This is a genomic window from Candidatus Enterococcus murrayae (genome assembly GCF_017315985.1).
Classification (GTDB): Bacteria; Bacillota; Bacilli; order Lactobacillales; family Enterococcaceae; genus Enterococcus_A; species Enterococcus_A murrayae.
In genome coordinates this window covers 17,145-29,873 of the sequence record NZ_JAFLVR010000002.1, presented here as the reverse complement: position 1 = coordinate 29,873, position 12,729 = coordinate 17,145, and the positions used below count along the sequence as shown (strand labels likewise).

The window sequence follows — 12,729 nt, the reverse complement described above, 5'->3', positions numbered from 1 at the left end:
CTCCCTATAATTTCTTTCTAAAATAAAAGTAACAAATCAGATAACTGATTAAAAACACATAAATCAAGCCACTTGCTGTATACATTAGTGGTCGTGATACAAAGCTACCAATCATGGCTAAAAGGACAAATACAAACAGCATCACGTAGGTAGTTATATATAACGCTCTTGAGATGATCTCAATATTCCGTTCGTCTGTGTGAATAATTCGGTACCGTTTTAATTTATCTAGATCCTCCATTATCCGTCGGTTCCTAAAAATATAAATAGTAAGTATCACAGAAGATGTCATGAACATCCCCATCAAGAAGCCGATAGCATGGGCATTGATTTTCAAATCATAGTTATTTACTCCAATGAGAAGTATACCTGAACAGGTCAACATAAAAATAATTGCTATTAGATAAAATCTGTTCTTTTTTTTCAGTTTTTCTTGGTATTCACGATCAGCTTTCGATAACTCTTTCATTATTCCCCATCCTCCTCATCAAAAATGAATACATCCTCAATCGATCGATCAAAATAACGTGCAATTTTATGCGCCAGAATCAAGGAAGCATTGTACCGTCCATTTTCTAGCGAAATAATTGTTTGTCTTGTAACCTCCAATTCTAATGCAAGATCACTCTGGGTCAGCTTCCGCTCTTTTCGGAGCATCTGAATTCGATTTTCCAAACAATCACTCCTTCAATGTATAGTTCCCTTTACATCTTACAAAAAAAGTATAGCACCCTTTACATTAAATGTAAAGGGTGCTATACATTATTTTTTTTGTAGTTGATGATACGTATTCTCAGCGACTACTTTTGGTAATCCGACCTTTTGTAACTCCTCTATTGATGCTGCTTGAATATTCTTTAAGGATTTAAACTCCTTTAACAGCATTTTTTTCCGTTTTGGTCCTAACCCATCAATATTATCCAATTTCGAAGCAAAACTATTTTTACTTCGTAATTGTCGATGGAAGGTAATGGCAAAACGATGGACCTCATCTTGAATTCGTTGAAGTAAGAAAAATTCTTGAGAGTTACGCTCCAAAGGAACAACCGTCAGTTCTGGTCCAAAAAGCAGCTCACTGGTTTTATGCTTGTCGTCTTTTGCCAGACCAGCAATCGGAATGTCGATCCCTAACTGATTCGCTAATACATCCTTGGCAACATCGACCTGTCCTTTTCCCCCGTCAATCACAATTAAGTCTGGGAATGGTAATCCTTCTTTTAACACACGAGAATAACGACGATAGATCACTTCTCGCATCGAAGCATAGTCATCTGGGCCTTTCACTGTCTTTATTTTATACTTGCGGTATTCTTTTTTAGCAGGCTTTCCATCAATGAAAACTACCATTGCAGAAACCGGATCAGTCCCCATAATATTAGAGTTATCAAATGCTTCAATTCGGATCGGCGCTGGAATATTCATCGCATCACCTAATTTTTCTACTGCCCCGATCGTTCGAGCTTCACTGCGACCAATTAAATCAAATTTTTCATTCAATGCTACTTGTGCATTTTTCCCTGCTAATTTCACAAGTTTTTTCTTATCACCGCGTTGTGGTTGTAAAACCTTCGTCGCTAACATGGCTTCTACACTTGGCTTATCAATATTATCGGGAATCAATACTTCCTTGGGAATGAAATGTTCATTTTCTTGGTAAAATTGACCAATATAAGTAAGAAAATCTTCCTCAGCATCATTGTAAAATGGAAACATTGAGACATCTCGCTCAATCAATTTTCCTTGGCGGACAAAAAAGACTTGGACGCACATCCAACCTTTATCAGTTGCATACCCAAAAATATCACGATCAACTAAATCAGTATTAGTCATTTTTTGTTTGGTCATCACTGTTCCGATCGCTTTGATTTGATCTCGGTATTCAGCTGCTTTTTCAAATTCCATATCCGCAGCCGCTTGATTCATTTTTTCCTTTAATTGATCTTGAATTTCAGTATGTCCACCATTCAAGAAGCTCTTGATTTCTTCTACCATATCCTTATAAACCTGTGGATCCACATGAAAAGCATAGGGACACAAACACTGTCCTAAATGATAATAAAGACAAGGCGTTTTTTGCGATGGTTTACATTTTCGCAACGGAAACAACCGATCCAATAGTTTTTTAGTCTCATTAGCAGCATTCACGTCAGGATACGGACCAAAGTAATGGGCTTTATCTTTTAAAACTTTGCGCGTAATCATCAGGCGAGGATATTTTTCATTCGTAATTTTTAAAAATGGATAGGTCTTATCATCCTTCAACATGATGTTATACTTTGGATCATTTTTTTTAATCAAATTAATCTCAAGCAGCAACGCCTCAATGTTAGATTCTGTCACGATATACTCAAAATCCACGATTTCACTTACTAATCGTTCAGTCTTAGTGTTATGACTGCCGGTAAAATATGAGCGGACTCGATTTTTTAATATTTTTGCCTTCCCCACATAAATAATCGTGCCATTTTTATCTTTCATCAGATAGCAGCCCGGTTGATCTGGTAAAAGCGCTAATTTGTTTCTGATTCGTTCGTTCATAAGTGGCTTCCCTTCACAGCTATCTCCTAATATAGTAGTTTATTATATCTGCAATTCCACTGAAAAGCTATTTATACTGAGCAATTTTTTTGTCTCGGACTCAGCAGCTTACCCTAGTAAAATTGTCACACTTAAAAAAGCTGGACATAAAGTCCAGCTCATCTTCTTACATGTGAGCTTGGATAAGCTCCTTTAATTGATCCTTAGTATGAACACCAATCACTTTATCAACAACTTGTCCATCTTTTTTCAAAACAAGTGTTGGGATACTCATAATACCGAATGATGCTGGAGTCTCTGGATTTTCATCAACGTCCATTTTTACAACTCTGAATTCATCTTCATCATATTCTTCGGATAATTGTTCTAAGATTGGTGCCTGCATACGACAAGGACCACACCACGTTGCCCAAAAATCGATCAAAACAAGTCCATTATCTGTTTCTTCGTTAAACGTTTTATCAGTGACTACTTGTGCCATTTGAATTCCTCCTATAATAAACCGGATACTTTAAAATCCGCATCCTTTTTTCTTACTAAAAGTAGTATATCACGGTCACATTTTCTGCGCTAGCTTTCTGCTTACACTTGTAAACTATTTAAAAGTTACCACCGTAGCCCCACTACCGCCTTGATTTGCAGGAGCAAACTCAAAGCTTTGAACATTTCGATTATTTTTAAGATAGTCAGTAATTCCTTTACGTAACGCACCCGTTCCTTTTCCATGGATGATTCTTACCTGAGCAAAATTTGCTAAAAGTGCTGCATCAATGTACTGATCCACCTCAGCAAGTGCTTCTTCATAACGCTTCCCACGCAAGTCCAATTCTGGTTTCACACGAGTGCTAGCTCCTCGTTGCACTCCTGTTATCACGCGTTGCTCCGGTTCTTCAACAGGCGTAGTCAATACCATATCATCTTCAGAAACGGCCATTTTTAAAATACCCAATTGGACCTGCCACTCGTTCTCACCGGTCTTTTGAATTAAAGTGCCCCTTTGTCCATAAGTTTCTACAATAACCTCATCATTTGGCTTAAACTGTTTTTTTGCCTTAGCTTTTTGCAGAATCTTATTTTTTTTCAAATGTTCATCTTGTTTTAAATCCGCTAATTGTGTCTTTGCTCCAATCAATTGGTGTTCCTTTATACTTCCTTGACCTTCTAATTGCATTTTGCGGATATCTTTAATAATTTTTTCAGCATTTTCTTCCGCTTCGCTGACGATTCTATTGGCCTCTTTACGGGCTTTATCCATTTCTTTCTCACGTTCATCAAAGAAATAGGAATATGCATTTTTTAAATCGCGATAGAGCTTTTCAGATTCATCCACATAATGGCGAATCTCAAGGTACTCAGTCTCCGTAGCTTTACGTTGATTTTCTAAATCAGAGATCATCTCATTCAAATCCTGACTTTCTTCATCAATGATAAGCTTCGCACTCTCAATCACCATCGGATCTAGACCAAGTCGACGAGAAATTTCAAAAGCATTGCTTCGCCCAGGTACCCCAATCAATAATCGATAAGTCGGACTTAATGTATCGACATCAAACTCCATGCTTGCATTGATCGTGTTCGAACGATTATAGCCATAAATCTTCAATTCAGGATAATGCGTCGTAGCCATCACATAAGAAGATTTCGCACCAACTGCATCCAAGATCGCAATCGCTAACGCAGCACCTTCTTGCGGATCTGTCCCTGCACCTAATTCGTCAAACAACACTAGACTATGTTCATCGATTTTATCTAATATTGAAACAATATTGGTCATGTGAGAAGAAAATGTCGATAAGCTTTGCTCGATGGACTGCTCATCACCAATATCAGCAAATACTTCTGTAAAAATGCCCATCTCACTATCTTCATTTACAGGTAATGGTAAGCCCGACTGTCCCATCAATTGTAAAAGACCAAGCGTTTTTAAGGAAATCGTTTTTCCCCCAGTGTTCGGTCCGGTAATCACAACAGCCTGAAAGTCCTGGCCGATCATAATATCATTAGCAACAGCCTTTTCTTGATCCAACAGTGGATGCCGTGCTTGCTTAAAGAACACATGGTTCTGTTGATTGATCGTTGGCACAACTGCTTTCAACGCTTTGGCAAAGCGAGCCTTTGCGTTCATCAAGTCAAAACGTCCCAATACATACGCATTGTGTAAAATGTCTTTTCTAGGTGCAACTAATTCAGCCGATAATTCAGCTAATATACGTTCGATTTCCGTTCTTTCAGCAATCTGTTGTTGCCGCAATCGATTATTTAACTCCACAATTTGCTTTGGCTCCATAAACAAGGTCTGACCCGAAGCACTCTGATCGTGTACGACTCCGCCAAAAATCCCACGGTACTCCTGTTTTACAGGGATTACGTAACGATCGTTTCTCATAGTAATCAAACTATCACTCAAATATTTTGCATTTTTTCCACGAATCAATCCGTCTAACTGCTCACGAATCGTTTGTTCACTGCGGCGAATTTGACTGCGGATCGTACGTAGTTCTGGTGATGCTTCATCCCGTATGCGCCCATCTTCCTCTACAGAACGTCTCAACTTCCCGCTTAATTCTGGCAATGTCGTCAATTGATCTTCCCAAAAGTATATGCGTAGAAATTCTAACTCGCTATCCTTTAAATCATCAATAAATCGAACTAGCTCACTTGTTGTTGATAGCACACGAGAAACCTCTGCCAACTCTAACCCGTTAAGGTTCGCACCAATTTCAATTCGCTTCATGTGTGGTTTGATATTGTTTAATTTAGGAATCGGCAGTCCTCCGCGTAAACGCTGCACCTTCATTCCATCTTCTGTCTCATCTAGCCAGGCTTGAACTGTTTCTTCATCACTAGAAGGAGCCAATTGACGAATTTCTTCTTCCCCTTGTTCAGTTGTTAAATATTGTTGAATCATTTTTTTTACTTGTTCAAACTCTAATGTTTTTAGAATGCGCTCATTCATATTTTCACCTTCTATACATAAATAAACCGAAACCTGTCAAACAGCGTCCCGGTTTTTTTCTTTATCCAATAATTTTTGTCACCCACAAGCTATCAAACTGAGAGCTCAAAAATAATGAGTGCTCAATCATAAAACGGGCATACCAACTGCCTTCTAATTGATTTTGAATCAATGCCATCGGTACGAAACTGACAAGCTTCAAAATCAAGAAAATGAACACATAGCAAACAAACAGTTGTAAGACTCCAGCCACAATTCCGTCATATTGAGGAATGATCACCTTAAACAACAAATCTTTAAAGAAGATCACGATTAGATGTGTCAACAACCAGCCCGCGAGCAAAATCATCACAAACGCAACTCCTGCATAAAAAGCTTTATCTAAATTGAAAGCTTGTTCCACAGAATAATATACCATCTTTGATTCGCTGGTGACGGATGGATATGGCACAAATAAATCCAAATGCGACCCTAACTGCTGATAAAACATTCGTGCAACAATAAATGACAGCAGATATCCAACCGAAAATACTATTTGATAAGCCAAGCCTCTTCGATAGCCAACATAAAAAGATAGCAGTAATGCAAATAAAATTACCAATGTTAACATAGTATCCCTCACTTATTTATTTGCCGCTCTTTTTTGAATCTCGCGTTTCCGGTTCTCATTAACAATCTGCTGTGCTTCTACGTGGTTCCGGATCGGAACATTTTCTTTTCCGTTTTTCCGCATTATTTCCTTGGCTTCAGCTTCAATTGCTTCGATTTTTTTAATTCGATTTTCTAATTCTAAATTATGAGCCGCTTGTCCATCAAGTGTATATTGCTGCTTTTCCAGCTTCATTAACGCTTCTTGCTTTTTTAATTGATCTGAGACCGCATTGATCGCCAATAACATCGTAGCTTTTTCTTGCGTGATCTCAGGTGATAACGACATGATCTCATTTAACTGTTCATTGACCAAGGCTGTAACCATATCCATATGTTGCTTGGATTCTTGTCCAATGATAGTATAAGTCTGACCGGCAACGATTGCCTTATAGCGATTTTGCGCCATATCGATCAACCTTCCTAATCCGATTTTTTTATTAATCCTGTATCAAAAATACTAATATATTATATGCTAAAACTTTTGATATGTACAACTTTCATCAATTAAAAGCCAATTAACTTAAAGAAAAGAGAAAAAAATTATGAGTTCTGCTGTCTTAAAGCTAACAAAAACAGAGATTCAAAAACTAAAAACCTATTACACTGACTACTTGTTAAACAAAAAAGTTCCTTATAGTGAATTTTCTGCCAAAAAAAATGGCACAAGCATCACCGCCTATACTTCTGGTAAAGTTCTATTTCAAGGAAACAATGCTGAACAAGAAGCGGCCCGTTGGGGAAAAACAGGCGCTGCAAACACGAAAAAAGAAAACAGCTTGCCCAAAGATTTCGCGTCACTATCTGTCCTAGGCAGTGATGAGGTCGGTAATGGCAGTTACTTTGGCCCGCTATGTGTTTGTGCGGCCTATGCGGATAAGGAACATCTTACCGCACTAAAAAAACTTGGCGTTAAAGACTCAAAAATGCTGACGGACGGACAAATCCGTAAAATGGCTGAAGCAATCAAGGAATTGATTCCTTATAAATTATTAGTGCTTCATCCAGAAAAATATAATGAGATTCAACCAAAATATAATGCCGTCCGTATGAAAGTCGCGTTGCACAACCAAGCCATCCGGATACTACTAGAACAAATTTCACCTTCTAAACCTGACGCGATCCTAATCGATCAATTCACTTCAGAAGCAAATTACATGAAATATGTTAAACAAGAGACCAAGCAGGTTGATCAAAAAATCTACTTCGTCACCAAAGGCGAGCAATACCATCTTTCTGTTGCCGCAGCTTCAATTATCAGTCGAGCAAGCTTCCTTGAAGAACTTGATAAGGCTTCGCTCGAGCTTGGAGCAAAAGTGCCATCAGGAGCCGGCAAACCTTCTGATGAATTGGCAGCAAAATTATTGCGTCAAGGCGGAATGAATCTGTTAAGTAAATATGCCAAATTACATTTCGCAAATACAGAAAAAGCACAAAAATTACTTTAATAAAGTTAACCCGTCAAAATGTCCAGCCATTTCGACGGGTTAATTTTAAACTTCTGATCCAGCTAGATATACTTGGCGGACGTTGCGCAACGCTTCAATATCAGCAGTGGCATCACCATCTACAACTAAAATATCTGCTTGTAAACCATCTTTTAATTCGCCAGTAGTGTCTAATAGATCAAAGACTCTTGCAGGATTTTGTGTAGCTGTTTGAATTGCTTCTACTGGTGTTAACCCGTACCGTACCATCAATTCTAATTCTTCGACAATCGGTACACTTGGTGCTTCTAACATTACCATATCCGTCCCTGCTAGAATCGTCAACCCTTCATCATAAATCGCCTTAAAATTATTCGAATAAGCTTGAACAGAGCTCTCGAAGAAATCCAAATGATGGGAATAGGTTTCAGTAGATTGATTTGAATGGTCAATTCCTACTTCTTGAACCTTTTTATTATAATCTGCTAAAAAATGATAAGCAAACATCGTTGGCGTCCACGACTGCTGATTTTTAACCATTTGCTTTGCTTGCTCAACAGTTAAAAAATTTCCATGTTCGATCGTATCGAATCCAGCATCTATACACATTTGTATACCTGGCTGAGTCCCTGAGTGGACTACACATTTCATCCCAAGACGATGGGCTTCCTCCACACCAGCATCTAGCTCTTCTTGTGTGAACTCACAGATATCATCGCGATTAGTCGTTAACAGCTTGATCCAGTCCGCACCATCTTTTTTCTGACGACGAATCGTATGACGAATATTTTCTGCACCATCTACCTCTTCAATCCCATCTTCATGACCGTGTCCTCCGGTTATACAAATTCCACGATCTGTATGCAAAATGCGTGGTGCTTTAACGAACCCTTTCTCGGCCGCTAAACGCAGTGTTTCTAATAGAAATTGTGGTCCACAGCAATCACGAATCGTTGTCACACCTTTTGCTAGACAAGTCTCGGCTTGTTTTTGTGCGTAATAGGCAATCATAAAATCATTGTACCGATGCAGATCAGGCTGTGTCCAATAATAGCCCAGATGAATATGTGCATCCATTAATCCTGGTAAAATCGTCCCATTGCCATAATCACGAACCTCTGCTTGCGGAAAGTCATTAGATAATTTTTCAGCTTTTCCAACAGCTAATATCTTATCTTTATCAAAAACAACACCGCCATCCTCAATGATGGTTTTGCCATCACCAGTAATTAATTTCTTAGCCTTTAATAAAATCAACTTCGTATTCCCTCCTATGTTTAAAACGTTTTCAATTACTTTATTAAGTGTAACAAAAAAACCATCTAAATTGATAGTCAATTTGGATGGTAGAATCAATTAATTTTTCTTATTATTGACGATAATACTCTGGTAATTTAAAGCCGTACTCTGTTTCAATTATGTTTCCAACTTGCAGCAATAAATCCTCTCGCCCCCGCGCTGCCATAAATTGAATTCCGATAGGCAAGCCTGCAGAGGTTACATGTGTTGGCAGACTAATAGCCGGTTGTCCGGTTAGGTTAGCTAATTGAGTGTACGGTGTAATTTGCAGACTTTTCTCAAACATTTTCTCGATCAAATGCTGCAATTCAGTCTCAGATAGACTTGATGAAACTTCTAACGCATCGCGGATTTCACTATTTAATAATTCCTCATCTATTTTTGGTGCCGTCATTGCAGTTGTCGGTGTCAGGAGCAAGTCATATTTTTTGAATAACTCTTCCATCTTGAAAGCCGCAAAATCCCACTGATTCAAGGCATTTATAAAGTGACTGGCTGGGATTTTTTTGCCATATTGATAGATAGCCCAGGTCATTAATTCCATATCATTTTTTTCAACTGGTCGTCCTAATCCCTGTTCTATTCCAGCAAACATAGCGGCTGTTTCGGCGCCATTCATCAAATAATAGCTAGTTATTAATTTATTTCCGTTAACAGGATAATTGATTACTTGCAGTTCATGTCCTTGCTTCAATAAAAAATCATGGGCCTTTTCGACTGCACCAACAGCCTCAGGAGACACCTTTGTATCGATTGGCGAATCAATAACTACAGCTATTTTTAACTTCTTTTTTTGCGCCGCTTGTGTATGCTGCCACTCCTTCAAAGGAGCTTGGTAAGGAGCCGCACTCTCGATGCTTCGCATAGTATAAAATAGCTTTTCTGTGTCACGCATCGAAACCGTTAATGCAAAATCAATCGCTGCACCTTGCCATCCACGCCAACTGTTTGGCCCTACAGGCATGGCACCTCGGGTTGGCTTTAATCCAATTAAACCGCAGAAAGACGCTGGAATACGTATTGATCCGCCGCCGTCACTAGCTCCCGCAATCGGAACAATTCCAGAAGCCACTGCACTAGCTGCTCCTCCGCTGGACCCTCCTGAATAATAATCAAGATTCCATGGGTTTTTCGCTGGTCCGTAAATCTGTGCATCTGTAATATTTTTAAAACCAAACTCTGGCGCATTGGTTTGCGCAAAAGGGATTAAGCCGCTTGTTATCATCTGATTAGTAAAATTACTATTACGGCTAGCGCGATGCTCTCTCAGTAGTTTTGATCCTGAAGTACTTAGCCACCCCTCTTTTTCTTGTCCTAACATTTTTAACGGCACTGGCAACCCAGCAAAAGGTCGTTCTAGTATATTTTGTTGCTTCTGATATTCTTCAATAGCCTCATGATCCATCATTGAAACGAATGCATTTAACATTGAATTTTGCTTTCTAGCTTTTTCTTCAAAAGTTTTCAACAGCTCGTGGAAACTTATCTCTTTATTACGTAACTTTTCTGCCCAGTATAAACCATCTTTCATTGCGATCCCCCTCTTCTTCTTTTTATTATTATCACAGATTTTTTTTAAAAGTACTAGCAATTGTCATGGATTAATGCTCTATTGCCATATTGAATACTTAAAAGCAAAGAACACACGATCATTCATGTGTCCTTTGCTCATTTAAGTGTATTTCTTTTGAAAATATTTTTCCAATCGATGTTGAATATTGCCAATAACGATACACAGTAGCCAATAAATCAGTGCAACTAAAATATACATTGACAGATAATCGAATGTTCTTCCACCAATAATTTTCGCTTTCTGAAAAATATCTGGTACAGTGATCATCGCTGCCAAAGAGGTTCCCTTAACAAGATCCATTGCTACGTTACTTAAAGCCGGAATCGATATTCTTACTGCTTGTGGCAAAACGATATAACGTATTGTCGGCAAAAAACGGTTTCCCAATGCGTATGCTGCGTCCCATTGCCCTGAATCAACCCCAGCAATTGATCCACGATAGATTTCGCCAATAAAAGCACTGCTGGTTAAACTAAAACAAATAATCGCTGCCGTTACTGCGTTTAATTGGTAGGGTAACCCAAAATATAATAAGAACAACAGAACCAATGCAGGTGTTCCCCGTAAAAAAGATAAGTAAAATCTTACAAGAAGTTTCACGGGCAGCCATGGCAAAAATCCTAAAATAGTCGTTAAAACACCAAGCAAGTTACCAATGAAAAATGCCGCTAAGCTGATCCCTAAAGTGTAGCCTAATCCACTCAGAAGAAATGGAATTGAGTCCAACATCAGGGCTACATTAAGTGTTGGAATATACATTAGTCTGCCGAAACCTTTTCGGTTACTTTCTGTTTAGGCTTCACTGAGACATCCGTGTCAAAATACTGCTTAGAGATTTTCTTTAGCGTTCCATCTTTTTTTAAATCTGCTAGTGCAGCGTTAACCTTTTTTTTAAGAGATTGATCCCTTTTGTCAAATAGAAAGCCTGTAGCGTTTGCGTTGAAATAAACATCTTCAAGAATTTTAACAGGAATATCTGGTAAAGCTGCAACAGACATTTTTTGTAAATAGTAATCATTTAAGATTACATCTGTGCGTCCATTAGCAACATCCGTTAAGTACTGATCATTTGTGGCATTATCATAGGTTACTGCTTTCGCCCCATATTTTTCTGCGATCTTCATATAACTAGTATTAGGTTCGCCTGCAGCTTTTTTCCCTTTTAGATCCTTCAAGGAGTTAATCCCTGAACTATCACTCTTCCTGACGATCATACTATCAAAGGAATATTTGATTGGCGAAGACAGAGAGAATTTTTTTGATCGTTCTTTCGACATCCCAAAATCGTTTGCCGCAAAATCTGCTTCTCCACGATTGACTGCAGTTACTTGACCATCAACATTGTATTCCTTAAAGTTGATTTTTAACGCTAATTTCTTTGCAACTGCTTTTGCCACCTCAACATCATACCCTGTCAGCTTATTTTCATCGTTGTAATAAGAAGATGGAAAAAGCGTACCGGAAGTAGCTACCGTCAATTCCTTTTTGCCCTCTACTTTTTTCCAACTAGTATCCTCTTTGGTCTCTTCATTACTTCCGCAAGCCACTAAACTCACACCTGCCATAACTAGCGCCAAACCTATCCACCATTTTTTCAACAGCATCATCTCCTTTTTTATTTTGCTAAATTCTAAACGTTGATTCTTTTATAGCATATAAAAAACAAATATATATAGAAACTTGCCTATGAAAAACAGTTGTTAAATACAGCAGGCGTGTGCTATCACAACTATTTAATAACAGTTCGCAGCAATTTCCACTAAATTTATTCGCAGAATATTTTTAGGTATCAGTTACTAGTTCCCCTTTCCATTTAGAAAAGAGAAAAAAGACATAGTTTTTTTACTATGCCTGATTCTGATATTTTCTTGATCACTACTCCTTTAAAAGATGAAATAAACGAATACTAAAAAGAGGAATCCCATGACTTAGTATTCCCCTTACCTCTAAGACTATTCTTCTTCTTCGGTCATGAATGTATTAAATACTTCCTCGATCATGTCCCATTCAGCGTCAGTCTCAATTTGTTGTAACTCGCCTTCGCTGCCGTCTTCGTTTTCAACGTATGCGTAAGCTTGTAATTCAACATCCTCGTCCTCTGGCGCTCCTGCAGGATAAAGCAACACATAATTGCGATTAAATTCTTCTTGTCCATCGATGGTTAAAAGAATTTCGTAGAGCGTTTCATTTCCCTCGTCATCTACTAAAGTAATCACTTCATGTTCGTGGTCATGATCGTGTTCGTGATCATGGTCATGTGTGTGTTCGTGTGCCATTCTTATTCCTCT

Annotated in this window: 13 protein-coding genes; 1 reads left to right on the top strand and 12 read right to left on the bottom strand. The window is 38.4% G+C overall.

The genetic code is table 11. The annotated features are described in order from the left end of the window. Positions 1–4 precede the first annotated feature (4 nt). The 7 genes from JZO85_RS01375 to zapA all read right to left on the bottom strand — a co-directional run bounded on the left by JZO85_RS01375 (position 5) and on the right by zapA (position 6,551). Complete coding sequence (locus tag JZO85_RS01375) at positions 5–469, bottom strand: DUF6442 family protein (RefSeq protein ID WP_207106708.1); 465 nt, start codon at positions 467–469, stop codon at positions 5–7. Continuing rightward, entirely contained in the window at positions 469–675 is a 207-nt protein-coding gene (locus tag JZO85_RS01370; protein WP_207106707.1) for a helix-turn-helix transcriptional regulator, read from the bottom strand. The genes JZO85_RS01375 and JZO85_RS01370 overlap by 1 nt, the downstream gene beginning before the upstream one ends. A gap of 87 nt (positions 676–762) precedes the next feature. Continuing rightward, positions 763–2,538: an excinuclease ABC subunit UvrC gene (gene uvrC, locus JZO85_RS01365; RefSeq protein WP_207106706.1), complete on the bottom strand. Its 1,776-nt coding sequence runs from the start codon at positions 2,536–2,538 to the stop codon at positions 763–765. Positions 2,539–2,704: 166 nt separating this feature from the next. Continuing rightward, on the bottom strand, positions 2,705–3,019 hold the full coding sequence (gene trxA, locus JZO85_RS01360) for a thioredoxin (RefSeq protein WP_088932209.1): 315 nt from the start codon (positions 3,017–3,019) through the stop codon (positions 2,705–2,707). A gap of 114 nt (positions 3,020–3,133) precedes the next feature. Continuing rightward, complete coding sequence (locus JZO85_RS01355; RefSeq protein ID WP_207106705.1) at positions 3,134–5,494, bottom strand: endonuclease MutS2; 2,361 nt, start codon at positions 5,492–5,494, stop codon at positions 3,134–3,136. A 61-nt stretch (positions 5,495–5,555) separates the two neighbouring features. Then, positions 5,556–6,104 carry a CvpA family protein gene (locus tag JZO85_RS01350; protein ID WP_207106704.1) on the bottom strand — a complete coding sequence of 183 codons (549 nt, stop codon included), beginning with the start codon at positions 6,102–6,104 and terminating at the stop codon, positions 5,556–5,558. 12 nt (positions 6,105–6,116) lie between these two features. Continuing rightward, positions 6,117–6,551 (bottom strand): cell division protein ZapA, encoded by a 435-nt coding sequence (gene zapA, locus JZO85_RS01345; RefSeq protein WP_207106703.1) that lies wholly within the window; start codon positions 6,549–6,551, stop codon positions 6,117–6,119. Between the two features lie 136 nt (positions 6,552–6,687). Here zapA and rnhC point away from each other — a divergent pair, with 136 nt between their 5' ends. Then, positions 6,688–7,590, top strand: coding sequence for a ribonuclease HIII (gene rnhC / locus JZO85_RS01340; protein WP_207106702.1), 903 nt, complete (start codon positions 6,688–6,690; stop codon positions 7,588–7,590). 45 nt (positions 7,591–7,635) lie between these two features. Here rnhC and JZO85_RS01335 read toward each other — a convergent pair whose 3' ends face one another. The 5 genes from JZO85_RS01335 to JZO85_RS01315 all read right to left on the bottom strand — a co-directional run bounded on the left by JZO85_RS01335 (position 7,636) and on the right by JZO85_RS01315 (position 12,717). Beyond that, positions 7,636–8,826, bottom strand: coding sequence for an amidohydrolase family protein (locus tag JZO85_RS01335; RefSeq protein WP_207106701.1), 1,191 nt, complete (start codon positions 8,824–8,826; stop codon positions 7,636–7,638). A gap of 112 nt (positions 8,827–8,938) precedes the next feature. Beyond that, entirely contained in the window at positions 8,939–10,399 is a 1,461-nt protein-coding gene (locus JZO85_RS01330; RefSeq protein WP_207106700.1) for an amidase, read from the bottom strand. Positions 10,400–10,540: 141 nt separating this feature from the next. Beyond that, positions 10,541–11,200: an amino acid ABC transporter permease gene (locus JZO85_RS01325; RefSeq protein WP_207106699.1), complete on the bottom strand. Its 660-nt coding sequence runs from the start codon at positions 11,198–11,200 to the stop codon at positions 10,541–10,543. Next, positions 11,200–12,039, bottom strand: coding sequence for a transporter substrate-binding domain-containing protein (locus JZO85_RS01320; RefSeq protein WP_430732907.1), 840 nt, complete (start codon positions 12,037–12,039; stop codon positions 11,200–11,202). The genes JZO85_RS01325 and JZO85_RS01320 overlap by 1 nt, the downstream gene beginning before the upstream one ends. Before the next feature lie 354 nt (positions 12,040–12,393). Further along, positions 12,394–12,717, bottom strand: coding sequence for a DUF1292 domain-containing protein (locus tag JZO85_RS01315; protein WP_086305741.1), 324 nt, complete (start codon positions 12,715–12,717; stop codon positions 12,394–12,396). Positions 12,718–12,729 lie beyond the last annotated feature (12 nt).